The organism is Pseudoalteromonas piscicida (assembly GCF_002744175.1).
Lineage (GTDB): Bacteria > Pseudomonadota > Gammaproteobacteria > Enterobacterales > Alteromonadaceae > Pseudoalteromonas > Pseudoalteromonas piscicida_B.
Genome location: NZ_NKHF01000007.1, coordinates 111,884 through 137,392, shown reverse-complemented (window position 1 = coordinate 137,392; position 25,509 = coordinate 111,884). Strand labels below are relative to the sequence as shown.

Sequence of the window (25,509 nt, the reverse complement as noted above, 5' to 3'; positions counted from 1 at the left end):
GTATACACACCCAGTCGAAGATGCTAAAGGCTAAACAAACACCTCGCGAGATAAACTCGTTCCCACCACACCCTTAACATGGTAGGAGGCGGTTCACCCGCCGATTTGTGTGTATACACATCCAGTCGAAGATGCCAAAGATCAAACAAACACCTCGCGAGATAAACTCGCTCCCACCACACCGTCCGCAGGGTAGGAGGTGGTTTACCCACCGATTTGTGTGTCGCTCAAGTGTCGAGTTTGGCCATTCGGGTATTTTTATCGAATGGCCAAGGTTGTGATAATTTTGAAGGGGTTAGTTGACTAAATAACGCGGGAGAATCGAGTGGTTTTAATTTGATTCTGTAAGTACGCATCAAAGCACATGCAAATGATACGGATAAACAAATTGCCACTACTGGTGACTTTTATGGTGTGGTTACTGAGCTCAACGAGTCCATCTGCTGCTAGCGGTTCAAGTGCGGTAAGTGCTTGAGCGAAATACTCATCAAAATTGATATCAAAACGTTGTTCGAATACGTTTTTATCTAGCTCAAAATGGCAAATAAGCTGTTTTATCACTGCGGCTCTGATCTCATCGTCAGCACTTAACGTTATGCCTTTTGTAATAGCACATTGTTTATCTTCAAGTGCCTGATAGTACGGCTTCAAGTCTTTCTCATTTTGCAAGATCATATGACCAATTTGCGAAATAGAGGAGACCCCTAAGCCTAATAAATCGCAGTCACCGTGGGTCGTGTAGCCTTGGAAGTTACGGTGAAGGTGCCCTTCATTTTGAGCGATGGCCAATTCATCATCTGTTTTGGCGAAGTGATCCATACCGATGAATTGATATCCAGCAGTAGTCATTTGTTCTAGGGTCTGTTTAAAGATCTCAAGCTTTTCACCTGCACTAGGCATATCAGCTTCTTTTAATTTGCGTTGCGCTGCAAATCTGTCTGGCAGGTGGGCATAATTAAACACCGAAACCCTATCAGGTGAAAGCGCGATTAGTTGCTCTATCGTTTGCCTGTAGCTCTCTGCGCTCTGAAATGGCAGCCCATAGATCATATCCATGTTGATAGATTTAAACCCGAGCGTTCTCGCTTCAGTCAAGATAGCGAGCACTTCGTCTAGTTGCTGAGGGCGGTTTACTGCGGTTTGAACAGCGTCATTAAAATCTTGCACGCCGAAGGAGACGCGGTTAAACCCCAACTCATGTAGATGTTCCATCATATTCGGTGCAAGAGATCTTGGGTCTATTTCGATACCACGCTGTGCATTATTCGAGAAAGTAAAGGCGTTATTGAGCATAGATATCAGTCGAGTCATCTGCTCTGCTGTTAAAAAAGTGGGTGTACCACCGCCTAAGTGCAGCTGCTCAACGGTATAGTGTTTAAATAGCGGTGCCTTTGCTGCGATTTCTTGAGCTAAATAGTCAAGATATACATCGGCTTTAGATTGGTGGCGGGTAATGATTTTATTACAACCGCAGTAATAACAAAGCTGATGACAGAATGGAATGTGAATATACAACGAGAGTGTTCGAGAATTTGACCCTGTAATAGCTGCTTGTAGGTCGCTCTGTGAATAACCCGGTTCTAGCGATAGCGCTGTAGGGTAGGAGGTATATCTCGGGCCTGAGATATTATACTTGCTGATAAGGGAATCATTCCAAATTGGTAAATTAATCACGATACGCACTCTCGAGTTTTATTTGACGGTGCCAGTGTACTTTTTACCTACTTGGTGGAGTTTGCCTCAGATCAAAACACGCCGCGATTGCGACGTGTTTTAGCATGTAGACTAGAGTTTAAATTGATTAACGGTTGAGTTTAATGCTTTAGCTAAGTCATTCAAGTCCCGCGCCTCGTCAGCCAATACATTGGCATGGCTGGCTGTGCTGTTAACCAATTCATTGATTTGGTTAAGACTGTTATTGATATCTTCCGCCACGACGGTCTGTTGCTCGGTAGAAGTGGCAATCTGATGACTTTGGTCTTGTACTGTGGTTACAGACTCAGTGATTTCCTTTAACGCATCAAGTACAGCTTGAGTTTCTTCTACTGTACCTTCTGCACGGTCTTGTCCTTGCTGCATCATGACAGAGGCTTTTTGCGCGATTTGCTGTAAGCGTGAAATCATATTGCGAATATCGTCGGTCGATTCTTGTGTGCGGCTTGCAAGCGACCTTACCTCGTCAGCCACCACAGCAAAGCCTCTACCTTGTTCACCTGCACGAGCCGCTTCTATGGCAGCATTTAATGCCAGCAAGTTAGTCTGCTCGGCAATACCATTGATCACATCGATCACAGCACCAATATTACTGGTTTCTTGTTCAAGGCCCGCTACCACCTTCGCGGCTTCACCAATATGCAATGCCAACTCTGTCATCACTTCTTGCGCTTGCGACGAGCGTCCCGACCCTTCATTGGTAATGCGTTGAACGACATCTGCGGCTTGGTTGGTTTCCTGCGCATTGCGAGATATTTCTGTCACCGTGGCTGCCATTTCGGTAACTGCAGCACTGACGCTATCTACTTGTTCTTTCTCACGCTGGATTTCACTGTTGGTGTTATTGGAAACCTCACGTAATTGTGCCGATGCATTACTTAATTGCTCAGCCTGCGCTGCAGTATCTAGCATCATTGTTCTTAATTTATCGATAAACGTATTCATGTGATGAGCGAGTTGACCTACTTCATCATGACTGGTGATCTCGATGCGTTTGGTTAAATCGCCCTCGCCGGTGGCAATATCACGCATAGTTTCAGTCAGGGCTACAATTGGTTTGGTGATCATCTGTGTTGCGATCAAGATCATGATGACAATAATCGCCAAGATAATGATTAACGCAGTAACCGTACTCATGACTGCTTCATCTACCGGTGCTTCAATCAGCGAGACAGGGATCAGTAGACCAACGTGCCAATCAAGTAAAGGGTTGTCTAGTTTTACATGGTCATAAACCACATAGTAGGCTTCTCCTTTAAAGGTAACCGTACCACTCCCTATTGGGTTACGCTTGATTGCAGCATTAAGCTCGGCAAAGCCAGATGTGTTGGTAAATTGTGACTCTAGGCCGTCTAGCCCTTCTTTGCCCTTAGGTCCTTCATCTGTCGTAGAAAGTGAATGTCCGGTGCGTTTGGATAAATGAACCACATTCAAGTCGCCATCGAGTAAAAAACCATAGCCTTCATCCTGAAACTTAATACGCTCCACCATATCATTAAGCTTGTTGATTTGTAGATCGACACCACCCATAGCCACAAGTTTGCCGCTGTCGTTATATATCGGTTGTCGGATAACCGCTGACACCGCGCCGGTATTGATATCGGTAGCGATTGGGCCAACATAGAGTTTGCCAACATCAAGTGTGTCTTGCCACCAAGGACGTTGATATGCGTAGTAAGGCCTACCGTCGGAATACGCTGAGGTGCGGTCGTTCTCTTTAAAATATTCCCCAGTGTTTGCCGAAGCGATAAAAGCTGACAGAATATTTTCGTCACCTTTTGCGATGCGGACTAAATCTTCATTCACTTCCTGATAGTCTTTATCACGAGTAAGATCAGCTCCGCGGGTATTATAATTCTCGAACCAATGGATGTTGTGAGGAGTAGAAACAAAGGTTTCAACTACTTTGCCGTATTGTCCAAAAAATGCTTCCATGGCGAGCTTTTCAGCCTGAATATAGCTTTGTGTTTCTCGCTCAATTCCATCTCTGGAAAGGGTCGCGATGTGACTCACGAAAAAGCTTGATGCAATGATCAATAATATGGAAATGGTGCCGCCGATCAGCAACAATATTTTCTTTCTAAGGGATAAATTCTCAAGCATGACAATTCTTATTTTTAGCTTATGCAAATGATAATAAGACCATAGATAAAAAGAGAACGCCACCGTTTGCGTTAACTTCTTTTACATAGATAATACAAGGTAATTCAAAGGATCAGGCAATATTCATATGAAAGTATTAAATCGTAGTGTCGTAGTATTAGGTGCTGGATGGCTAGGTGAGGCAATATGTCAAAAAGCGCAGTTGCAGGGATGGCAAATAGAGGGAACCAGAACAAAACCAGATCATAGCCATACTTGGTCTAGACAGTTTGTTTTGACGGAACAAGGTGCCATTAAACACTCTATCACGCTCAAACATGCCTATTGGATCTGTGCTATTCCACCCAGAGCAAGGCAGATTGAAAGTAATTATCTCGAAACCTTGGAGCAGGCTTTATCTCTTGCGAAGCAAATGTCCGCCGAAGGGTTCTTATTGTGCTCAAGTACTGGTGTCTACAGCACCGCAGAGGGGGAGTATGATGAACAAGGCGAATTGGCCGATAAATCAAACTTACGGGTCAATATTCTTAGAAGTGCTGAGGAGCTGGTGCTAAAAAGCGGTGGTAAGGTTGTACGTCTTGCCGGTTTACAAGGGCCAAACCGAGAGCCTGGAAGGTTTGTCGCGGGTAAAGCATTATCCAGTTCGGCAAATGGCAGGGTAAATATGGTACACAGAGATGACGTGGTTGCGGCGATAAACTGCATCGTTACGTACTGGCAGCAAGCGGCAGATGTTTATAATATTTGCTATCCGGCTCACCCGACGCGAGCAGCGTTTTATCAACGCCATTGTGAAAAACTAGGCAACCCACAACCAAGCTTTGCATCTTCTACAGTGCAGGCTCGTATTATCAAAGCCGAGCGTATTGCTGAGCTCGGCTTTGAATACCGTTATCCTATTTAACCTGTTAAAACACAACTGGTTGGCTAGAGCCTTATCCAAGTCTCAGGTTATTTAGACTGTGGAATTCAGTTTGATGGTAATAGCTGAGCCGGTAGTAGATGTGCCAGCGAAGCCTGTCCCAACAAACTATTTGCGTTTTCAATATCTGGGGCGAAATACCTGTCTTTATCATAGAAAGGCACTACTGCACGAAGAATTTGATGCGCCTGCGCAACTTTGTGAGATGGCTTAAGTGGCGCTCTAAAGTCTAGCCCCTGTGCTGCTGCAAGGTACTCTACCGCGAGCACGCCTTGAGTATTGTCGGCCATTTCCTGCAAACGCCTTGCCGCAAAGGTTGCCATAGAGACATGGTCTTCTTGGTTAGCTGAAGTTGGTAAGCTGTCAACACTGCCTGGATGTGCAAGGGTTTTGTTTTCTGATGCCAGCGCAGCTGCGGTAACCTGTGCGATCATAAACCCAGAGTTTACGCCGCCATTATTAACTAAGAACGGTGGTAGTTTTGATAAGCTAGAATCAATAAGTAGGGCTATACGTCGCTCTGCCAAGGCGCCAATTTCAGCAATGGCGATGGCGAGGTTATCAGCCGCCATTGCAATAGGTTCTGCATGGAAGTTACCGCCAGAAATAATATCACCAGCATCTGCAAACACTAATGGGTTGTCTGTAACCCCATTAGATTCAACGAGGATCACTTCAGCTGCTTGGCGGATCTGAGTTAAACAGGCACCTAGAACCTGTGGTTGGCAGCGCAAGCAATACGGGTCTTGTACTTTTTCACAGTCCACATGGGCGTCACTAATTTCAGAGCGAGTTTGTAAAATATCGCGAAACGCAAATGCAGTATCTATTTGACCTTGTTGACCACGAACTTCATGGATACGCGCATCAAATGGTGAACGACTGCCCATGGCGGCTTCTATACTCATCGAGCCAACTACACAGCTCTGCGCATAGAGATCTTCTGCTCTGAACAGGCCTTGCAGTGCAAAGGCAGTGGAGGCTTGTGTGCCATTTAGGAGCGCTAGGCCCTCTTTGGCAGCTAAGGTAAGTGGCTCAAGTCCAGCTATTCTTAAGCCTTCTTTGGCATCCATTAGTTCGCCTTGATGACGTACTTGACCTTCACCTAAAAGTGGTAAACACATATGCGACAATGGTGCTAAGTCACCGGATGCACCGACCGAGCCTTTCTTAGGCACACATGGATAAACTTCCGCATTTACTAGGGCCGCCAAGAACTCAATCACTTTAAGGCGGATCCCTGAAAACCCACGAGAGAGTGAATTGATCTTTAGCACCATCATGAGTCGCACGGTGCTATCATCCATCAGCTCACCAATACCTGCTGCGTGTGACAGGACAATAGAACGCTGCAATAACTCGAGCTCGTCTTTGGCGATTTTAGTGTTAGCAAGTAGGCCAAACCCCGTGTTGATCCCATAAACAGTGCGGCCTTCTTTAATGACTTGCTGAACTGTTTCAGCACTGCTTTCAATGGCTGCTTTTGCTGACTCATCTAAGCTGAGGTTCACTGGTTGTTGGTTGATTTGACGTAAATTACTAAGTGTCAATTGGCCAGGGATTAATTTTAGTGAGTACATACTTACTTTCCTTCCAGCATTGGTAAATCTAAATTTTGTTCTTTTGCACAGTCTTTCGCTATGTCGTATCCAGCGTCTGCATGACGCATCACACCAGTGCCTGGGTCGTTCCATAACACACGAGATAAACGCACATCAGCTTCGTCTGTGCCATCAGCAACAATGACCACGCCAGAATGCTGGCTAAAGCCCATACCCACGCCACCACCATGGTGTAGTGATACCCAAGTAGCACCACCTGCGGTGTTAAGCAAGGCATTAAGTAATGGCCAATCTGATACAGCATCTGAGCCATCCTTCATCGACTCTGTCTCACGGTTTGGACTCGCCACTGAGCCTGAGTCCAAATGATCACGGCCGATTACGATTGGTGCTTTTAGTTCCCCATTTTTGACCATTTCATTGAATGCGCGAGCTAGACGCGCTCTGTCTTTTAACCCTACCCAACAAATACGAGCAGGAAGACCCTGGAATTGAATGCGCTCGCGTGCCATATCCAACCAATTATGAAGGTGCGGATCGTCTGGGATAAGTTCCTTAACTTTTGCATCGGTTTTATAAATATCTTCAGGGTCGCCAGAAAGGGCTACCCAGCGGAACGGACCAATACCTTGGCAAAATAGTGGACGAATATACGCAGGTACAAACCCTGGGAAATCAAAGGCGTTTTCAACTCCTTCTTCTAGCGCCATTTGACGAATATTATTACCATAGTCTGTGGTCGCGGCACCGCGAGCTTGCAAGGTCAACATGGCCTTTACTTGTACTGCCATTGATTGCTTTGCTGCTTTCACGACCGCTTTTGGGTCTTGCTCGCGCTGACTTGCAGCTTGTGACATTGTCCAGCCTTGCGGCAAATAGCCATTTAATGGGTCGTGTGCAGAGGTTTGATCGGTCACTACATCAGGTGTAATGTTGCGCTCAACCAATTCAGCGTATACATCGGCTGCATTGCCAAGTAAACCTACAGAGACTGGTTGCCCTGCTGCTTTCGCTTCATCGATAATGGTTAATGCTTCGTCAAGGGTTGTGGCTTTTCGGTCGACGTAGCGAGTATTAAGACGAAAATCAATTCGTGACTCATCACACTCAACAACCAACGCGCTAAATCCAGCCATAGTTGCCGCGAGAGGTTGCGCGCCGCCCATTCCACCAAGTCCTCCGGTGAGGATCCATTTACCACTTGCATCACCATCAAAGTGTTGCTTAGCCATTGCCACAAAAGTCTCGTAAGTTCCTTGTACTATGCCTTGTGAGCCAATGTAAATCCAAGAACCTGCCGTCATTTGACCGTACATCATCAGGCCCTTTTTATCGAGTTCGTTGAAATGATCCCAATTAGCCCAATGTGGCACTAGATTCGAGTTAGCAATTAATACACGAGGGGCGTTACTATGGGTTTTGAACACGCCAACCGGTTTACCCGATTGCACTAATAAGGTTTCGTCTTCTTCTAAACGCTCTAGTGTCTCGACGATTTTATCAAAACACGCCCAGTCGCGAGCTGCTCGACCGATACCACCATACACGACGAGTGCATTAGGGTGTTCCGCCACTTCAGGGTCTAGGTTGTTCATTAACATGCGTTTTGCAGCTTCAGTTAACCAGTTCTTTGCGGTAATTTCTGCGCCACGCGGTGCGCGGATCTCACGGCTAGGATCTAATCTTGGGTTGTCACTCATTCTGCTCTCTCCTGTTGTATATACAACCTAAGTGAGAAGCCTAGTGGAAGCCATTGCTCAACTTCGCTTCGTTAGGTTGTGTGTTCATTTTTTACATAATAAATCAAGTTATTATGTATGCTGATGATGATGCAGTGGGTCTTTAGCCACGGCACATATTAGTTAACCTGAGCTTCGGATAATTAATGCCTTTTTAGCAGCCAGTTTTAGCGCTAACTGTGTTGAATTCACTTCCAATAGCCAGCTATTGACGCACAAATTCACCTTGTATGAAGAAATAACTTCTAGCTAGCGTGATATTACACTTTTGAGCTTATGCATTTTGGTTGATCAACTAACCTCATATCCTAAGTTCAGGTCATTTATTGTTTTTGTTTAAAGGTGAGGTGCCCACCTAATCGATATTTACTGCCCGGTGAAATAAGGCGTGCAAAACTGACGATGCCTTTTGCTGACCACGTTCGGCGGATCATTTGAAGGCAGGGTTCCTCGTTATAAAGCCCCAGCCATTGGCAAACCTCTTGTGATGGCATAATGGCTTCAACCGTATGTCTTGCCTCAGTCAGCGGAGCAACTTGAGATAAATACTCATGTGGAGTGATCTGTTCAAAGTTTTGATCAAGGTACTCAGGCGCTGAGAGCGGGTTTACGAAGCGTTCTTCAACTTGTAGTGGTTGTTCGTTTTCATTATGAACGATAACACTTCTGTACACTGGCGCATCGACTTCGACGCCAAGAGCAATTGCGATAGGTGCAACGGCAGCGATCAATTCTAGTGTTAATACAGTGCAAGTGTACTTACCATTGCGTGCATTAACTTCATCGGCGATATTACGGATCTCCAAAAGTGAAGACTGGGATTTAAAGCTTGCGACAAAAGTGCCTAGCCCTTGGCTGCGAGTTAAAATACCGGCTTCAGTTAGTTCGCTCAGCGCACGCCTTGCAGTCATTCGACTAACATTAAACTGATCTGCCAACTCATTTTCCGAAGGAACACGCTCATTTTCATGCCAGCGAGCGGCACGAATATTATCAATAATATGTTGTTTTATCAGCGCAAACTTTGGAATATCAGCCACTGTTGTTATCTCAAGTTGGTATTTATGTAAATAAAGATGGCATACTTCTCTTGTATATACAAGCATCCCTGATAGACTCAATTAATAAATTTATGGTGTCTAGCTGCATGAGGCTGATTGAGCGATTGCGGCCTAATTAGCTTAAAGTGTTAGTAAATAACGAGCTAACGGCTGCAAGTGAATTCAATGTAGTTGGTGTTAATATCGGTTGTTAGCTGGGCATCTATGAACCTAAGTCTAGGTTGTTTACGTTGGCCAAAGCGCGGACAAAATTCAGATAGGAAACGATAATGTTAGAAGCAGATTTACTAATTATTGATGTTAACCTCGCAACGATGGATCCCGCTATTGATAGCCCTTATGGCGCCATAGAAAATGCGGCAATTGCTATCAAAGACGGTGAAATTAGCTGGCTCGGCCCACGTTCACAGCTCCCTGAAATTGACGCCTTAGCGACTCCTATCCATAAAGCGAATGGCCAGTGGTTAACCCCAGGCTTAATAGACTGTCACACGCATATTTTATTTGCAGGCTCTCGAGCTAATGAATTTGAGCAAAGACTATTAGGGACATCTTATCAGGAGATTGCAGCACAAGGTGGAGGGATAGCAAGCACAGTTACAGCAACTCGGTTGGCTGACAGAGAAACTTTATATGTTAATGGTAAAGAGCGCTTGAATAGTCTGCTCAAAGAAGGGGTGACAACGGTTGAAAGCAAATCAGGTTATGGCCTTGATGTTGAGAATGAAATCAAGCTGTTAGAGATTAATCAGTTGTTAAGTGAGCATCACCCTATTGATGTACACAGTACGTTTTTGGGGGCGCATGCTTTACCTTTAGAATACAAAGACAATAGCCAAGCTTATATTGATTTAGTTTGTGACGAGATGCTGCCTTTGGTTGCTGAGCGTCAGCTGGCTACTGCCGTTGATGTGTTTTGCGAAAATGTGGGGTTCTCTTATCAACAAACCAAACAGGTTTTTGAGCGCGCACAAGCTCTTGGTTTACAGGTTAAATGTCACGCTGAGCAGTTATCCAATCAGCATGGTAGTGAATTAGTTGCCGATTTTAACGGGCTGTCGGCAGATCATATTGAGTATCTTGACGAAGCGGGTGTTGAAGCGATGGCTAGGGGAGATGTGACAGCTGTGTTGTTACCTGGTGCATTCTACTTTTTGAGAGAAACCCAGTTGCCACCGATTGAACTGCTTAGAAAGCACAAGGTTGCCATGGCAATCGCCAGTGATTTTAACCCAGGTACTGCGCCATTGTGCTCACTTAGACTCATGCTAAACATGGCATGTACATTATTTAGAATGACCCCTGAGGAGGCACTTCGGGGAGTGACGGCTCATGCTGCTCGAGCACTGGGTCTTGGCGACCGTGGGATGTTAAAAGTGGGAATGCGTGCAGATCTTGCGCTATGGAATATTAGTCACCCAGCACAATTAAGTTATCAATTTGGCGTTACTGACCTGTCAAATCTGTGGATCTTGGGTAAACTTAACCAGTAATGATCCTTTAATAAGCAACAAATTATGCTTTTGATTTCAACAGCAAGTGGCGGAGCCACGCAATTATTGCTGTCTGAAGGGATAACGCTACCTCTTACGCCTTTTATGGCGGGGATTGTCGGCGCACTTTTAATGGGAGCTCTAGCTTTGCTGCTACAGCGCTCTGAAGGAATGCTAAAGTTTGCTCATCTCAGCAGCGCAATTCTTGCAATACTACTTGCCTTCACAGGTCATGTTACGCTCCTATATCTACTGGCATTGAGTTTATTGCTGTATTTGTTTCACAGCCTTCAAGAGCAAAAAAGTGGGTTTTTGCTTATAAGTGCAGTGGCCATTGTCACTTTGGTGATGTGGACAGTATCTGAGTATATGTGGAAGTTGCCAGCGCAATATGCCGCTATCACTATTTTAAGCATGTATGTGTTGCTACTAGGTTATCAGGCTTACACCGTTTCGAATGAGAAAGACCAAAATGATCATGACGAAGATCAGGGTGAACATGAGAGTCTGGGCTTACCTGGTCGACAAAGCTTTAAACGTGCATTTAACGAGTACCGCCAAACAGAGAGCAGTCCTTGCATGTTGGTACTGATCCGCTTGATGGGGTTTGAACAAGTTAACTTCCATTTAGGGCGTGAGTTTGGTGATTTACTGTTAGCACAGTCAGCAAATCGCATAGCACAATGTTTGCAGTCAGGTGACGTGATGGCTATCACTCATGGCAATGAAACCGCTAAAATGGCCCACCTTGGAGGCCTAAACTTTGCCTTCGTCTGTTCATTAAAGCATGGTAGGCATTTTCACGAACAACTAATTGAAGCAATCTCAAATAGTACACTCAAACCTTTTAACGTTGGCAGTTGCACGTTAGAGATAACGATGCGTGCAAGTTATGTGAACTGTGACGAAGAAATGGGGCAGTTAGAAAATCTGATTTCGTGTGTTTTTCTCGCCCTAGATACGCAAATGGCGGAACAAAAAAACAGTCATCAGCAAGTTGTTCCTTATCAGCAGCGGATGCAAATTCATCGCTTGGAGCAGCAAGTCAGGTTATCAGAGCTTGCCAAGCTCAACTTTAGGTCTGAATTCGAATTATACTTTCATCCAGTTGTTCGTCATGATGACAATGGGATCGAGTTTGTGGAATTGTTATTGCGCTGGCAGCACCCAAAACAAGGTATTTTAAGCGCTAATGAATTTATTGATGATATCCGGTTGGTCGGCTTAGCGGTTCCCGTGGCTGAGTATGTATTTGAACGCGCTTGTGAAATAGCGCTTGCCTTGAAAATGGAACAGATCAGCGTCCCCATCAGCATTAATGTTTTTGGTACAGAGCTATTGAGCGAGAGCTTTATCGAGTTTATTGACTACACTATGCTAAACCACCAGTTAAACCCCGGTGCCATTATCATTGAGTGTCCCGCGAGTATGTTGGCCGAATTGGATGAGCAAGAAACTGCCATGATCAGTCGCTTGCAAAACCTAGGTATCAAAATGTGTGTTGATAGTTTTGGGGATGCGCCTTTGGTACTTGCAAAGTTACCAGCCTTACGTTTTGAATATGTCAAACTATCAAGAAATATGACTCAAGCCCCAGAAAACTTGGGCCATACTAAGTCACTAGTGCGGGGCATCGTTGAAATGCATCAACAAAAGGACTGCCATGTCATTGGCGAAGGGGTTGAGACTCTTGGGCAATTAGAATTTGTTAAAAGCATTGGTACTGTTGCTGCACAGGGGTTTTATTTTTCGAGGCCACAGAACAGTAATATTTTGATCAGTTGGCTGAAACAACATCAGCCACAATAACTTGTTGGTGTGTTTATTACTCTTGTAAGCGGGTGCTCAAATAAGCATTTGCTAAGTTAGTCAGTATTTGACCACAATGGGCTACACCAGCAAGCTCGCCAAGTGGGTGTCGAGCGGGAGCTGCTTCACATAAGTGTAAGTATTTGGCATTGCGGTTGCTGGCGGCACGATATACAAAGTACTCGGCATCGTCACTGGTAAACCCTTGATAGGTAAGGGCGCTGGCTGGCATACCAACAATGGCGTCAACATCTAACTCTACCCCTAGTGGTAGGCTATGTGGTATGGACGTGAGTGCTTTATCAAGCGCTGCTGCTAAACTCACTGTACGTCGTGTTTTTATTGCTTGGTAACTGGTAAAATCAAATCCGGCATCATGTAATTGAGCAAGAATCGTTTGGTTATTCTTATGCTCATGCAAGCCGATAACATGGTAATGAGATAAACTCCCAGCATGGTGGGCATAACTAAAGCCATTGCCGCTGTGTCTCCCTTCGCATGCCCTAAAATCTGCATGAGGATCAAAGTTAATCGCCCCAGCCGTTTGTTGAGTTGCCTCAAAATGCGCCTGCAAAATACCGAATGCGTTATTATGCCCGCCACCAATGATGATTGGCTCAAGCCCCGCAGCAAAGATAGGTGCTAGGGTTGCTATAACTTTCTCATCGATATCTGCACAGAGATTTCTGAGTTGAGTTAACTGCTGAGGATCCGCATTATCCAACTGCGCGGCTGTGGCTTGGATCGCTTGTATATCCACTTCACCGAGCAGCAATATTTTGTCGCCAGATAAAAATTGGTTGTTTGGTTGATTGAGAAAGCGTTTCAAAAAAGCTTGCCAGCCAAGCTCTGCACCACCTAAACCACAATTAGCACGAGGGCCAATATCTTCAGGGATACCGAGTAGTACATATCGGATCCCAAATTGGGCTGCATCCCGTAAAGAAGCCGCATAGCCATGACTACATTGTAAAAAACTGATGCTTTGCCAAATACGAGTTTCCCCGTCTCTAGCGCTGACTAATGCTGTTATGTCACTTTCATCATAGATACGAACTGCTGTATTCATGGCTGTCACTGCTGGTGTTTAGTTATCTTCGCTATCTTCTTCTAAAATCAGTTCTTCCGCAGAGATGATTATTCCCGTTGAGTCTGCATAGACAAAATCATCTTCGTAAAAGGATACGCCTGCGAAATTTACCGGAATGCCGACTTCTCCGCTACCACTGCTATCGGCGGCGACGGGAATAGAGGCGATGGCTTGAATACCGATATCACTTTCTTCCAACTCGTCAACGTGGCGCACCGCACCATAGACAATAATGCCTTGCCAATTATTTTCCACGGCTAGTTCGGCCAAATCAATATCGACGAGTGCGCGACGAGTTGAGCCACCGCCATCAATTAACAATACGCGTCCAGTTCCGTCTTGTTGCAGTACATCTTGGATTTGCTCATTATTTTCAAAACATTTAACTGTTGTAATACGGCCGCTGAATGATGGCTGGCCGCCAAAATTGATGAACATAGGCTCAAGCACGTCAACCACGTCAGCGAAGTGGTCGCAAAGATCAGAAGTGCTGTATTCCATATTGAATCCTCGAATATTGATTGTCGTTAACCAGTATACTCTCATACTTGTGCTTAGCAATGCTTTGATTCAACTTACATATTTGTGTCTTAAAAGTGTCACCCATTTGTTATTTTGCTCTTCTATGCTGATATTGTGAGCAATTAGGCGTGACGACGATGATGAAAGCAAAACTAGCAGAGCTGGACACGGCATTATATTTTGTGGTGTTTTGCCCTAAACCAAGAAACTGGTTTAGATTGATAGCATTGGGGCTTTCCAAAAGCGGCAACGGCGGGCTTTATGTGCTGGTGGCAATAGCATGTGCCATATTTTTGGAGCAATTAGGCCAACAGTTTGCATTGACTGTGATATTGGCGTTTGCGATCGAGAGGCCGCTTTACTTCTACCTAAAAAACCGCTTTGCGAGATTGCGACCCTGCGACTGTTATGCAGTAAAAGCACTACTAACCCCTAGCGATAAATTTAGTCTACCTTCAGGGCATAGCGCAGGTGCTTGGTTATACGCAACTTGTCTGATAGAGCAAATACCTGTGGCGGCTGTGCCGCTAATGATCTGGGCCGCTGGTGTGTCATTGTCACGAGTAATTGTAGGTGTGCATTATCCACTCGATGTGGTGCTTGGCGCTGCTATGGGCGTTGCCTGTGCAAGCTTAGCGATAGTAATATTAGGAATTGTATGAAAATACTATATGGTGTTCAAGGAACGGGAAATGGCCACACCACTCGTGCTCGAGTAATGGCAGCTTGCTTTCGCAACATGGGAATAGAGGTAGACTACTTCTTTTCAGGCCGTCCTTCAGAAAACTACTTTGATATGCATGACTTTGGTGATTACCGTAGTTGCCGAGGTTTATCGTTTGTGACTGAGCAAGGTCAGCTAAATCGGTTGAAAACATTTAAATCATTAAAATTTGGTGAATTTATTCGAGATGTTAGGCGACTTGATGTCTCAAAATATGATTTGATTTTTAATGACTTTGAACCTGTTACTGCATGGGCTGGTAATATGGCTAAAGTGCCAGTTATTGCCATGAGCCATCAAGCTTCATACCTTTACAATGCTGTGCCACAGTTTGCAGTCCAACCATGGCACAGAGCGTTGATCCGTTACTTTGCCCCTGCGGATATTCACTTGGGAGTACATTGGCAGCCCTTTGATAAACACATTATTCCTCCTTTTATCCCGTATGAGGCAGAGCGAGACCAGTGTGCATCGATCACTAATAAGGTATTGGTATATCTTCCTTTTGAAGCTCTGGATAATGTGATTGAATTGCTCAAGGACTTTCCAGATAAAGAGTTTTATTGCTATCACCCCGATGCTGAGAATGACTCTTTGCAGCATATTCATTTAAGGAAGCCTTGTCGAGCAGGCTTTATTCAAGACCTTAAAAACACCAGTGGAGTTATTGCTAATGCTGGTTTTGAGTTGTCGAGTGAGGCATTGAAGTTGGGTAAAAAGTTGCTGTTAAAGCCGTTAGCGGGCCAATTTGAACAGCAAAATAACGCGCAAACTTTAGCTCAGTTAGGACATGCTCAAGTTATGAATTATTTGAATGCAGGTGCGTTAGAAGAGTGGTTACATACAGAGGCGACAGCATCCTTTTATTTTCCATCGGATCCCAGCTTATTGGTGGAGTGGCTAGTGAGTCGTCAATGGCATGATATTGACTCATTACACAATCAGTTATGGCAAAATGTAAACAATATGTTTATAAGGGCTGCTTAAATATATTATTTTGTAATATACACCCGCAATAATTACTGACTTGTAGGTAATCTACTAAGGCTTCTACTATAATGTAGCTGAGTGATTAATATTGTGGGTAAGCCAATGGCGGTATTAGAAAATCTGACTATCAGACGTCGTTTGCAATTGAATGCATTAGTGGTAGGGATTGCCTTGGTTGTTATGTTAGTGATGATTATGTACGAAGCTCGTACTATGCTGAAGTTGAATCAAACAATTCAATATGCAGAAGAGCTCGATATACATGAACTAGCAATGCGAAAGCATGAGAAGAACTTCCTCTTTTATAAGCAAGAAGACTCTCTCGAGCTGTTTGAGAATGAATATCGTCAACTGCAAACTAAGCTAGACGCGTTACAAACCACGTTTAGAGATTTTGGTATTGATTTAACCAGTACCAACGAACTTGAACGGTTAGCAAAAAGTTATTTTGATGATTTTCAAAAGGTGGTGCAATTACAAAAAACCATCGGATTACACCCTAAAGATGCCTTGTATGGTGAACTACGAGCTGCGGTGCATGAAGTAGAGACCTTATTGAAAGAGCAGCAAAATTACCAGTTGCTAGCGACCATGTTACAACTCCGCCGAGCCGAAAAAGACTTTATGCTACGTTTAGATGCAAAGTACTTGAAGCGTTTTGATGATCTTGTCGGGCAATTTTCACAAGAGATTAAGGGCGCTGGGTTTGCGTCGCAATATCAATCTCAATTACTTAGGCTGTTGAATGTGTATCAAACTAAGTTTTCGGGCTTAGTTCACGCACAAGAGAAGCTTGGTCTAGATCTCAATAGTGGAGCGCTTGGCAAAATGAAGCAGAGCGTCGAAAAGAGTGATGCTTTGGTTACAACTGTGGTTGATCAGTCTAAAGCTGCCATTAAAGAGAATGTCGAGCAGACACAAATGCTTGCCATAGGAGTGTTTGTTAGTGCTGGTATTATTGTGATGGCTTTGGTGCTTTCAACCAGTCGTTCAATTATTCAACCTGTCGAGCGAGTGTATCAAACAATTGAGCGGATCCGCCGAGATAACAACCTAAGCCTGCAAATAGAGCAAAGTGGTAATGACGAAATCACCATAATGACTCGCGACTTTAATAGCTTAATTTCTGACTTTAGAGATCTTATTGCCGATGTCAGTGGTGCATTATCGACGATTAATGAGGCGACCAATCATCTAACAGAAACAACTGCACAAACAAGCTCAGGCATGGCTGAGCAATTGCATGAAGCCGATATGGTCGCAACAGCTGCAACGGAAATGCAGGCAACGATCCAGGATATATCTCACAACACCGGTGAAGCCGCACACAAAGCTGAAACAACGAATGATAATGCACAACAAGGTCGCCGAGAAGTGACCGCCACAATTGAGCATATAATGCAGTTGTCTGAGTCATTAGGAGGCGCTTCCAATGTGGTTGCTCAGTTAGAGCGTGATGGTGAGACTATCGGGTCGGTATTGGATGTTATTCGTGGTATCGCAGAACAGACTAACTTATTAGCATTGAATGCGGCAATTGAGGCTGCGCGTGCTGGTGAGCAGGGCCGTGGCTTTGCAGTCGTAGCCGATGAGGTGCGTTCGTTGGCACAACGTACTCAGGATTCGACACAAGAAATAGAAAGCATTATTTCGACCTTGCAGCAACGTACTCGTGAAGTCGTTAATATTATGGAGCAATGTCGCGAACAAGGTAATGAGAGCGTTTCTCAAGCCGAGAAGGCTGGTGAGCTACTGAGTATGATCACGCAAGATGTACAAACTATCATGGAAATGAGCACCCACATTGCCACTGCCATTGATGAGCAAAACCAGGTTGCATCAGAGGTGAATAAAAACGTGGTCAAGATCAGAGATATTGCCCAAGGTGCCTCTGAGCATGCTCACTCTAACGCCCAAAGTAGTGAAGAGGTGGCAGAGCAGGCAAGGGTATTACACGAAGCTATCGCCAAATACAAAGTATAAATCGCATAAGCTATGCGGCTCTAATACTAATTTGCTTGATCAAATAACCAGGGTTTGGGGTAACAACTTGTTCTCTAGCAGTTGTTATCCCTTATACCAAATGCATGAAGTAAATGCGCTATTTCACCCAAGAATAGCTTTACTCAATATTTGAGTTTAAAACCGCCGTGTGGAAATGAAATTCAGTTAAGGAACAAACTTGATTGGTACGCTATCTCTTTGCGCTTGCTGCTTTGCTACCGCATCTTGATATTCCTGCCAGAGCTTGTCGCGCTGTGAACTCAGGGTATATAAATACTGCCAGCTATAAAGTCCGGTGTCATGTCCATCATTAAAAATAATACGTGCAGCGTAGTGGCCAACAGGTTCGATTGCCTTTATAGCAACGTCTTGTTTGTTCAATACCAGCTGCTTTTGCTCAGGACTATGCCCTTGCACTTCTGCTGATGGTGAATGTGTTCGTAAAAACTCTGCGGAAAGCGTAAAGCAACTTTCATCCTCAAAATAAACATCAAGTACTTTACTAATTTTGTGGTAATGGAGTTTGGTAACTTGGTACATAAATTATGACTCAAAGAAAAGCGGAGTCTTGCTCCGCTTCTGATGTTCTTTTACAGGATGAAACGACTTAAGTCTTCATCTTGGACCAGCATGTCTAAGTGCTGTTCAACATAAGCTGCATCAATCGTTAGCGTGTCACCTGCTTTTTCGCTTGCATCGAATGAAATCTCTTCCATCAACTTTTCCATTACAGTGTGAAGGCGGCGAGCACCGATATTTTCGGTTTTTTCGTTAACCTGATATGCCGCTTCTGCAAGCTTGACTATCGCATCATCAGTGAAGTCGATAGTAACGTCTTCTGTTTTCAGTAGTGCTTGCTGTTGCTCAGTTAAAGAAGCATTTGGCTCGGTTAGAATACGTTTGAAGTCACCGGCTGTTAGCGCTTCTAATTCAACTCTGATCGGTAAGCGACCTTGTAGCTCAGGAATAAGATCTGATGGTTTTGCCATCTGGAACGCGCCAGAAGCAATAAATAAAATATGGTCAGTTTTTACCATACCGTGTTTAGTATTGACCGTTGAACCTTCGATCAATGGAAGTAAATCACGTTGTACACCTTCACGGCTTACATCTGGGCCTGAAGATTCGCCACGCTTACAGATTTTGTCGATTTCATCGATAAATACGATACCATTTTGCTCAACCGATTCAATCGCTTGTTCTTTAAGTTCCTCTGGGTTAACAAGCTTTGCAGCCTCTTCTTCAATCAATAGCTTAAGTGCTTCTTTGATTTTCAGTTTACGGCTCTTTTTCTTGTCACCAGACATATTCTGGAACATGCTCTGCAGCTGATTGGTCATCTCTTCCATTCCAGGAGGTGACATAATCTCAACATGTGGCGCAGATTCCGCAATATCAATCTCAATTTCTTTGTCGTCTAACTGGCCTTCGCGCAGCTTCTTACGGAATACTTGTCGAGTTGACGAGTTTTCGTCTGATTGAGATTCACCCCACGCATCTTTTGCTGGTGGCAGTAGCGCATCAAGAATACGCTCTTCTGCTGCTTCTTCGGCGCGGAACTTAAACTTTTTAGTTTGCTGCTCACGAGTAAGCTTGAATGAAACTTCAACTAGGTCGCGAATGATGGTTTCTACTTCTTTACCTACATACCCAACTTCAGTGAACTTAGTTGCTTCAACTTTGATGAAAGGGGCGTTAGCGAGTTTCGCCAAACGACGGGCAATCTCCGTTTTACCAACACCGGTAGGGCCTATCATTAAAATGTTTTTTGGCGTAACTTCTGCGCGCAACTCTTCATCTAGTTGCATACGACGCCAGCGGTTGCGCAGCGCAATCGCAACGGCTTTTTTGGCTTTGTCTTGACCGATAATGTGCTGATCAAGCTCGTGCACAATTTCTCTTGGAGTCATTGCTGTCATGATGAGTCCTATTACAATTCTTCAATAGTTTGGAAATTATTGGTAAATACGCAGATATCGCCAGCAATTTTTAGGCTTTTCTCTACGATTTCTTTCGCACTTAGGTCTGTATTCTCAATGAGCGCAGTCGCTGCTGCTTGTGCGAAGTTACCACCACTGCCGATCGCAATGAGATCATGCTCTGGTTGTACAACATCTCCATTACCTGTAATGATGAGTGATGCTGTTTCATCGGCTACCGCAAGCAGGGCTTCGAGCCTTCTTAAAGCTCTATCGGTACGCCAATCTTTTGCCATTTCAACGGCTGCCTTGGTGAGATGGCCTTGGTGCATCTCTAGTTTTGCTTCAAATCGTTCAAATAGTGTAAATGCATCTGCAGTACCGCCAGCGAAGCCTGCTAGTACTTTACCATTGTATAAGCGGCGAACTTTACGTGCGTTGCCTTTCATAACTGTGTTGCCAAGTGAAACCTGGCCATCACCGCCGATAACCACTTTGTCATCACGACGAACACTAACGATGGTAGTCATAGTGATCCTTATTTGGGCCTGTGCCCGTGTAACTCAAGATTAGTAGGAAATATGGGTGGACTTATAAAAATCAAGTCCAGCCCCAGATCCCGCAGCCAAATATCCCAACTCGCTGTAATTTGTTCTTGTCGCTTTCGGCTAATCGCTTGGTATCGTAGGGGCCTAAACGAACGCGATACCACACTCCATTGCTGCCTTCTGTACGGCGGATCTCTGCAATTAACCCTGCAAATGCTACTTTGGCTTTCATTGCTTCAGCCTGACTATGGGTCTTGAATGAGCCACACTGCATTTGGTATGGACCTTTACTTTCTATCTCTTTAACTTCGACCTTTATTTCATGGTTCTTTATTTCTTCGATGAACTCAGGCGGACGAGGTTTTGGTTTTGAAGTTTTTTGCTCTGTAATTGGATGTGGGTTTTTCGCCTGTTCTACTTCTTGAGGATCGGCATTGGTTTTGATGTACCAAAGGCCATAAGCAAAACCGCTGATGAGTAAAATTGCGAAAACAGTAGCGAAAATGGGAAATTTACCTGACGAAGTAGGCTTGTCTTTCCCCTTGCCTTTGGGTTTCTTATTGATGTAATCGTGCTGTGCCATAGGTTACTTGATTTCTAATAGCTATCCATTGGATCTACATCTATGCTCCAGCGAACTCGATTCGCAGACTCATGCGTTGAAATATAACGCGCAAGTTGCGAAAGGTAATTCCGTAGCACAGTGCGTTGTTGTGCGTGTATATGTAATTGGTATCTGAACTTTCCAGCGATTCTCTCTAGCGGTGCTGGAATTGGACCTAGCAATTGTATACCAGGATAGGGGGTAGCTGGAACCAAATCCGACAAAAAGCGCAATACTGTATTGATATTGGTGGCCTCGGCGCGAATAATTGCCAAGTGAGCGAAAGGAGGTAGCATTGCTTCTTCACGCTCCTGAAGGGCATATCTAGCAAAATCACCATAGCCATTGTTAATAAGATCTTGCAATAAAGGGTGGTCGGGAAAGTGTGTTTGTAGTAACACTGTTCCTGCCTCACCAGCGCGGCCAGCGCGGCCTGCTACTTGTGTGATTAGCTGCGCCATTTGCTCGGTGGCTCTAAAGTCGCAAGAATAGAGCCCAGAATCTACATCTAAAATAATCACAAGATTGACGTCGGCGAAGTGATGCCCTTTAGCGAGCATTTGGGTGCCAACCAGAATACGAGCACCGCCTTGATTAATTTCGTCAAGGGCACTTTCAAGGCTGCCTTTACGACGTGTTGAGTCTCTGTCTATTCGGGTAACTGGTATATCAACAAAACGCTCTGTTAAAAAGCCCTCGAGCTGTTCTGTGCCAAGCCCTGTGGGCATAATTTGCGTGCTGCCACAATCGGGGCACTGTCTTGGTACAAAATCTTGTTCACCACAGTGGTGGCACACCAAGCGGTTCATATTCTTGTGATATGTCGCGCTGGTAGAGCAATGTTTACAGGTATTGAGCCAGCCACATTCGTGGCACATGAGCGTTGGTGCAAAGCCGCGTCGATTTAAAAACACCATAACTTGCTTGCCGCGAGCGAGCGTTTTTTCCATCCAATGTAGGCTCATTGGTGAAAAGCCACCCTGTTCAGGTTGTCCCTTCATATCGACAAGATGAAACTGATTATCATGCTGAGTTTGTGCTCGTTTGCTCAGTGTCAGCAATTGATATTTGTTGGTAATGGCTTTATGAAGTGTTTCTAGCGCAGGTGTTGCTGTGCCCAAAAGAAGCGGGCAGTTGCTTTGGTGTGCACGAAATGCTGCAAGATCTCTGGCGTGATAGCGCAGACCTTCTTGCTGCTTAAATGAGTTATCATGTTCTTCGTCAACAATGATCATGCCTAGCTTTTGAAAGGGCAAGAAGATAGCTGAGCGCGTGCCAATGACTAGCGCGCTAATGCCTTTTTCCGCTCGTCGCCAAGTATGGAGGCGATCGTTATCGGTTAAGTTTGAATGCCATAGGTCTATAGGTAAGTGTTTAAAACGCTTTTTGAAACGATTAACGGTTTGCGGTGTCAGGCCTATTTCAGGCACTAATATAAGTGCCTGTTTCCCCGCCTTGATGATGTTTTCGAGGCACTGTAAATATACTTCGGTCTTGCCACTCCCCGTTACCCCTTCAATTAAAAAGGTACGGTAGCCGACTTGTGCATTTACGGCGCTGCAAATAGTGGCTTGCTGGTCGTTTAATCTAGGCTTTTCACCCAGCATTAACTCGCTTTGCGCCCAGTTGTTGTCATGCTCTATCGCTTGTGCAATCAGTCCTTTTTCTTCCAGCGCTTTAATGGTTTGATTGGTAAAGCCAAGCGCTTTTAATTCACTGAGTTTGATCCCACCTCCTTCGTATAATTGAGAAAGTAGTGCTTGTTGTTTTTTTGCCCGTAGCGTGGGGAGCTTTTGGCCTTTTTCTGTCAGTCTAACAATAGGGACCTGGGTTTTGTCTGGGCTCCCTCCATCTCTTAATACGGCAGGTAGAGCGGTAAAGAGTGTATCGCCAATAGGGTGGCAGTAATACTGCGAAACAAAATGCAAAAAAATGAGCTGCGATTGGGTAAATACAGGCGTACTGTCTAACACTTCAATGACAGGTTTTAGTTTGTCTTGTGGTACGTCGGTACTGTCTTTTATCGCGATTGCAATGGCGGTGGCGCGGCGGTTAGCAAAGTTCACGGTGACTCTCATTCCAGGCTCAACTTGCATGGTTGGTGCGAGCAGATAGTCGAACGTTCGGTGCAGTGGCAGCTTTAAAGCTACTTCAAGGATCAGCATGTATTACAGTTCCATAACGTGAGCGCAGGGACGAAGTATATACCTAAGGTGGTGTGAATTGAAAACGCAGACAGAGAGGTATAGAAAAAACTCTGAAATATTGCTTGTAGATTGTTCAGTTAACCACTAAAATACGCGTCCACATTTTTGTATAACTACGTATGGTGCCAGACTTCGGGTTTGGAGAGCGATACGGCCTTAACTAGAGGTTGCTATGAAAGAAGGTATTCACCCTAATTACGAGACGATCACTGCATCGTGCTCTTGCGGTAACAAGTTCGAAACTCGTTCAACGCTTTGTAAAGATATTCACCTAGACGTATGTTCTGCATGTCACCCGTTCTACACTGGTAAGCAGAAGATCCTTGACACAGGTGGCCGTGTTGATCGCTTTAACAAGCGTTTCGGTGCACTTAGCAGCAAGAAGTAATCTTGTTGGTCTAGTCGGAAAAAGCACCTTAGGGTGCTTTTTTTGTGCCTGTATTTTTACTCCGCCTTCGCGCACTCTTCTTTTCCTCTTGCCAAGTTGTTCCTTCCAAATATAAAAATCTGTCAATTTGGCAGTAAATCTTTACTCTTGCTGAGAGTGGAGTAAAAGCTCTATTTCGCTCGTTGATATTGAATATTTATGAGCTTAAGTTGTGAAAATAGCGAAAACGAATATAGTTATTGATATCGAAAGAAGTGAGTCTACTATGCATAAAATCGGGATATATGCGGTTAAGTGTCGCTATATTGTAGTCAAAGTTGATAAAGTTTCCGTTTTTCGTTTTTTATCTTAGGGTTTTTACATCTGCATTAATTTTCACCATGTTAGGGCGCTTTTTAGCTCATTTTCTTTGCCGTTTACCCAGCTTAATTGTGAAATTTTTCTTAAAATTGGGCTTATCTTCTCGGAAAATACAAAAAATAGCGGGTCCAGTGGATAGACCTGATTTTACTTGAATAATGAATAAAACTCGGTATTGTGTGAATACGGTCGATTAACTATATGTCCTATTGACATACTGCGCATAGCATTGTGCTTTAACGCTGTGTAATGTCGTCGCTCATATAGTTAATCGCACTGTCTGTGGTTGTAGACATCGTTGAGCAACCAACATTCAGAATGCGAACGTTTACCACACTCTCACATTAACTTCGTAGGAAAATATCGCGCCATGACAGACTTTCGTCAACAAGCTCTAGATTATCACGAGAAGCCCGTTCCAGGTAAAATCAGTGTTGAACTCACTAAACCTGCCGAGACCGTCAAAGACCTAGCACTAGCATACAGCCCAGGTGTTGCTGAGCCAGTACGTGAAATCGCGGCAGATCCGGCGAACGCCTATCGTTATACTGGAAAGGGCAACATGGTTGCAGTGATCAGTAACGGAACCGCAATTTTAGGTTTAGGTAACTTAGGTCCATTGGCTTCTAAGCCTGTTATGGAAGGTAAAGCTTTGCTATTCAAGCGTTTTGCTGGCCTTGACTCAATTGATATCGAAGTAAAGCACAACACGACGGAAGACTTCATCAACACAGTTGCAAATATTGCAGATACGTTTGGTGGTATTAACCTAGAAGATATCAAAGCGCCTGAATGTTTTGAAATTGAACGTGCCCTAATCGAGCGCTGTGATGTGCCTGTGTTCCACGATGATCAACACGGCACTGCAATCGTGACAGCAGCTGGTATGCTAAATGCGCTAGAAATTCAAGGTAAAGATATTCATGATGCCATCATTGTGTGTTTAGGCGCAGGTGCTGCGGCTATCGCTTGTATGGAACTCCTAATTAAATGTGGTGCACAGCGTGAACACATCTATATGTTAGACAGAAAAGGGGTTATCCACACTCGCCGTGATGACCTCAACGAATACAAAGAGTTGTTTGCAAACAATACAGATAAGCGCACACTACAAGACGTTATTGCCGAAGCCGATGTCTTTGTTGGTGTATCTGGTCCTGATTTATTGTCACCTGAAGACCTTAAGTTGATGGCTGATAAACCAGTGGTATTTGCTTGCTCTAACCCAGATCCTGAGATCAGCCCTGACGTAGCACATGGTGCCCGTGACGATTTGATTATGGCAACGGGTCGTTCGGATTATCCAAACCAAGTAAATAATGTTTTATGTTTTCCGTTTATCTTCCGCGGTGCACTAGATGTCCGTGCTACGGCCATCAATGATGAAATGAAGATCGCAGCGGTTGAGGCGATCAGAAGCATTGCAAAAGAGCCTGTGCCGGCTGAAGTTTTAAAAGCAGCTGATGTTGATAGCCTTGAGTTTGGTGCCGAGTACATCATTCCAAAACCGATGGATCCGCGTTTGCTACCACGTATTGCAAAGGCGGTTGCGACTGCGGCTGTTGAGTCTGGCGTAGCGCAAATCGAGATGCCTGTGGGCTACATGGAATAATATCACCTTTTTTGTGCTACTTGAGGGAGGCTAGCAGACGCTAACTGCATTAAAATTTTGGCTTTAGAACAACTAAATAGCAAATTTTTTGCCTAGTTACTAAAGCTATTTCTGTGCTTCAAGTTGCGCATTTACTTAA

At 44.5% G+C, this 25,509-nt stretch carries 20 protein-coding genes; 8 read left to right on the top strand and 12 right to left on the bottom strand.

The window, feature by feature from the left end; all coding sequences use genetic code 11:
- Positions 1-303 precede the first annotated feature (303 nt).
- Together hemN and CEX98_RS01935 are read right to left on the bottom strand one after the other, a co-directional pair.
- Positions 304-1,674: an oxygen-independent coproporphyrinogen III oxidase gene (gene hemN / locus CEX98_RS01940; protein WP_099640457.1), complete on the bottom strand. Its 1,371-nt coding sequence runs from the start codon at positions 1,672-1,674 to the stop codon at positions 304-306.
- A 111-nt stretch (positions 1,675-1,785) separates the two neighbouring features.
- Positions 1,786-3,816 (bottom strand): methyl-accepting chemotaxis protein, encoded by a 2,031-nt coding sequence (locus tag CEX98_RS01935; protein WP_099640454.1) that lies wholly within the window; start codon positions 3,814-3,816, stop codon positions 1,786-1,788.
- A 127-nt stretch (positions 3,817-3,943) separates the two neighbouring features.
- Between CEX98_RS01935 and CEX98_RS01930 the strand changes: the two genes are divergently transcribed.
- A complete protein-coding gene (locus CEX98_RS01930) occupies positions 3,944-4,720 on the top strand; it encodes an NADP-binding protein (RefSeq protein WP_099640453.1) in 777 nt (258 codons plus the stop codon).
- 65 nt (positions 4,721-4,785) lie between these two features.
- On the opposite strand, the gene hutH is transcribed toward CEX98_RS01930, so the two are convergent.
- The 3 genes from hutH to hutC form a co-directional block, all read right to left on the bottom strand.
- A complete protein-coding gene (hutH, locus tag CEX98_RS01925; protein ID WP_099640452.1) occupies positions 4,786-6,318 on the bottom strand; it encodes a histidine ammonia-lyase in 1,533 nt (510 codons plus the stop codon).
- A 2-nt stretch (positions 6,319-6,320) separates the two neighbouring features.
- Positions 6,321-8,000: a urocanate hydratase gene (hutU, locus tag CEX98_RS01920; RefSeq protein ID WP_099640451.1), complete on the bottom strand. Its 1,680-nt coding sequence runs from the start codon at positions 7,998-8,000 to the stop codon at positions 6,321-6,323.
- A gap of 362 nt (positions 8,001-8,362) precedes the next feature.
- The gene (gene hutC / locus CEX98_RS01915; RefSeq protein ID WP_099640450.1) at positions 8,363-9,145 is read right to left on the bottom strand and encodes a histidine utilization repressor; all 783 of its coding nucleotides are present in this window, start codon (positions 9,143-9,145) and stop codon (positions 8,363-8,365) included.
- 224 nt (positions 9,146-9,369) lie between these two features.
- On the opposite strand from hutC, the gene hutI reads away from it, so the two are divergent.
- Together hutI and CEX98_RS01905 are read left to right on the top strand one after the other, a co-directional pair.
- Positions 9,370-10,593 carry an imidazolonepropionase gene (gene hutI, locus CEX98_RS01910; RefSeq protein WP_099640449.1) on the top strand — a complete coding sequence of 408 codons (1,224 nt, stop codon included), beginning with the start codon at positions 9,370-9,372 and terminating at the stop codon, positions 10,591-10,593.
- A gap of 24 nt (positions 10,594-10,617) precedes the next feature.
- Positions 10,618-12,402, top strand: coding sequence for an EAL domain-containing protein (locus CEX98_RS01905; protein WP_099640448.1), 1,785 nt, complete (start codon positions 10,618-10,620; stop codon positions 12,400-12,402).
- 16 nt (positions 12,403-12,418) lie between these two features.
- Here CEX98_RS01905 and CEX98_RS01900 read toward each other — a convergent pair whose 3' ends face one another.
- Together CEX98_RS01900 and rraA are read right to left on the bottom strand one after the other, a co-directional pair.
- Positions 12,419-13,471, bottom strand: a complete 1,053-nt coding sequence (locus CEX98_RS01900) for a formimidoylglutamase (protein ID WP_099640447.1) — start codon at positions 13,469-13,471, stop codon at positions 12,419-12,421.
- An 18-nt stretch (positions 13,472-13,489) separates the two neighbouring features.
- On the bottom strand, positions 13,490-13,993 hold the full coding sequence (gene rraA, locus CEX98_RS01895) for a ribonuclease E activity regulator RraA (protein ID WP_099640446.1): 504 nt from the start codon (positions 13,991-13,993) through the stop codon (positions 13,490-13,492).
- A gap of 158 nt (positions 13,994-14,151) precedes the next feature.
- Between rraA and CEX98_RS01890 the strand changes: the two genes are divergently transcribed.
- The 3 genes from CEX98_RS01890 (at position 14,152) to CEX98_RS01880 (ending at position 17,711) form a co-directional block, all read left to right on the top strand.
- Positions 14,152-14,676 carry a phosphatase PAP2 family protein gene (locus tag CEX98_RS01890; protein ID WP_099640445.1) on the top strand — a complete coding sequence of 175 codons (525 nt, stop codon included), beginning with the start codon at positions 14,152-14,154 and terminating at the stop codon, positions 14,674-14,676.
- Positions 14,673-15,725 (top strand): MJ1255/VC2487 family glycosyltransferase, encoded by a 1,053-nt coding sequence (locus CEX98_RS01885; RefSeq protein ID WP_099640444.1) that lies wholly within the window; start codon positions 14,673-14,675, stop codon positions 15,723-15,725. The genes CEX98_RS01890 and CEX98_RS01885 overlap by 4 nt, the downstream gene beginning before the upstream one ends.
- Before the next feature lie 105 nt (positions 15,726-15,830).
- Positions 15,831-17,711 carry a methyl-accepting chemotaxis protein gene (locus CEX98_RS01880; RefSeq protein WP_099640456.1) on the top strand — a complete coding sequence of 627 codons (1,881 nt, stop codon included), beginning with the start codon at positions 15,831-15,833 and terminating at the stop codon, positions 17,709-17,711.
- A 186-nt stretch (positions 17,712-17,897) separates the two neighbouring features.
- On the opposite strand, the gene CEX98_RS01875 is transcribed toward CEX98_RS01880, so the two are convergent.
- The 5 genes from CEX98_RS01875 to priA all read right to left on the bottom strand — a co-directional run bounded on the left by CEX98_RS01875 (position 17,898) and on the right by priA (position 22,968).
- Complete coding sequence (locus CEX98_RS01875; protein WP_099640443.1) at positions 17,898-18,272, bottom strand: gamma-butyrobetaine hydroxylase-like domain-containing protein; 375 nt, start codon at positions 18,270-18,272, stop codon at positions 17,898-17,900.
- Between the two features lie 50 nt (positions 18,273-18,322).
- Complete coding sequence (gene hslU / locus CEX98_RS01870) at positions 18,323-19,651, bottom strand: HslU--HslV peptidase ATPase subunit (protein WP_099640442.1); 1,329 nt, start codon at positions 19,649-19,651, stop codon at positions 18,323-18,325.
- An 11-nt stretch (positions 19,652-19,662) separates the two neighbouring features.
- Positions 19,663-20,181 (bottom strand): ATP-dependent protease subunit HslV, encoded by a 519-nt coding sequence (hslV, locus tag CEX98_RS01865; protein ID WP_099640441.1) that lies wholly within the window; start codon positions 20,179-20,181, stop codon positions 19,663-19,665.
- A gap of 70 nt (positions 20,182-20,251) precedes the next feature.
- Positions 20,252-20,782, bottom strand: a complete 531-nt coding sequence (locus CEX98_RS01860; RefSeq protein ID WP_099640440.1) for an SPOR domain-containing protein — start codon at positions 20,780-20,782, stop codon at positions 20,252-20,254.
- A 14-nt stretch (positions 20,783-20,796) separates the two neighbouring features.
- On the bottom strand, positions 20,797-22,968 hold the full coding sequence (priA, locus tag CEX98_RS01855; protein WP_099640439.1) for a primosomal protein N': 2,172 nt from the start codon (positions 22,966-22,968) through the stop codon (positions 20,797-20,799).
- A gap of 214 nt (positions 22,969-23,182) precedes the next feature.
- Between priA and rpmE the strand changes: the two genes are divergently transcribed.
- Positions 23,183-23,398: a 50S ribosomal protein L31 gene (gene rpmE, locus CEX98_RS01850; protein WP_010607053.1), complete on the top strand. Its 216-nt coding sequence runs from the start codon at positions 23,183-23,185 to the stop codon at positions 23,396-23,398.
- 730 nt (positions 23,399-24,128) lie between these two features.
- Complete coding sequence (locus tag CEX98_RS01845; RefSeq protein ID WP_099640438.1) at positions 24,129-25,370, top strand: malic enzyme-like NAD(P)-binding protein; 1,242 nt, start codon at positions 24,129-24,131, stop codon at positions 25,368-25,370.
- Positions 25,371-25,509 lie beyond the last annotated feature (139 nt).

Bases quoted from the DNA above. Each gene is read 5' to 3' on its own strand.
- CEX98_RS01935 (WP_099640454.1), bottom strand. From the start codon at position 3,816: ATGCTTGAGAATTTATCCCTTAGAAAGAAAATATTGTTGCTGATCGGC.
- CEX98_RS01930 (WP_099640453.1), top strand. From the start codon at position 3,944: ATGAAAGTATTAAATCGTAGTGTCGTAGTATTAGGTGCTGGATGGCTA.
- hutH (WP_099640452.1), bottom strand. From the start codon at position 6,318: ATGTACTCACTAAAATTAATCCCTGGCCAATTGACACTTAGTAATTTA.
- hutU (WP_099640451.1), bottom strand. From the start codon at position 8,000: ATGAGTGACAACCCAAGATTAGATCCTAGCCGTGAGATCCGCGCACCG.
- hutC (WP_099640450.1), bottom strand. From the start codon at position 9,145: ATGCTTGTATATACAAGAGAAGTATGCCATCTTTATTTACATAAATAC.
- hutI (WP_099640449.1), top strand. From the start codon at position 9,370: ATGTTAGAAGCAGATTTACTAATTATTGATGTTAACCTCGCAACGATG.
- CEX98_RS01905 (WP_099640448.1), top strand. From the start codon at position 10,618: ATGCTTTTGATTTCAACAGCAAGTGGCGGAGCCACGCAATTATTGCTG.
- CEX98_RS01900 (WP_099640447.1), bottom strand. From the start codon at position 13,471: ATGAATACAGCAGTTCGTATCTATGATGAAAGTGACATAACAGCATTA.
- rraA (WP_099640446.1), bottom strand. From the start codon at position 13,993: ATGGAATACAGCACTTCTGATCTTTGCGACCACTTCGCTGACGTGGTT.
- CEX98_RS01890 (WP_099640445.1), top strand. From the start codon at position 14,152: ATGATGAAAGCAAAACTAGCAGAGCTGGACACGGCATTATATTTTGTG.
- CEX98_RS01885 (WP_099640444.1), top strand. From the start codon at position 14,673: ATGAAAATACTATATGGTGTTCAAGGAACGGGAAATGGCCACACCACT.
- CEX98_RS01880 (WP_099640456.1), top strand. From the start codon at position 15,831: ATGGCGGTATTAGAAAATCTGACTATCAGACGTCGTTTGCAATTGAAT.
- CEX98_RS01875 (WP_099640443.1), bottom strand. From the start codon at position 18,272: ATGTACCAAGTTACCAAACTCCATTACCACAAAATTAGTAAAGTACTT.
- hslU (WP_099640442.1), bottom strand. From the start codon at position 19,651: ATGACAGCAATGACTCCAAGAGAAATTGTGCACGAGCTTGATCAGCAC.
- hslV (WP_099640441.1), bottom strand. From the start codon at position 20,181: ATGACTACCATCGTTAGTGTTCGTCGTGATGACAAAGTGGTTATCGGC.
- CEX98_RS01860 (WP_099640440.1), bottom strand. From the start codon at position 20,782: ATGGCACAGCACGATTACATCAATAAGAAACCCAAAGGCAAGGGGAAA.
- priA (WP_099640439.1), bottom strand. From the start codon at position 22,968: ATGCTGATCCTTGAAGTAGCTTTAAAGCTGCCACTGCACCGAACGTTC.
- rpmE (WP_010607053.1), top strand. From the start codon at position 23,183: ATGAAAGAAGGTATTCACCCTAATTACGAGACGATCACTGCATCGTGC.
- CEX98_RS01845 (WP_099640438.1), top strand. From the start codon at position 24,129: ATGACAGACTTTCGTCAACAAGCTCTAGATTATCACGAGAAGCCCGTT.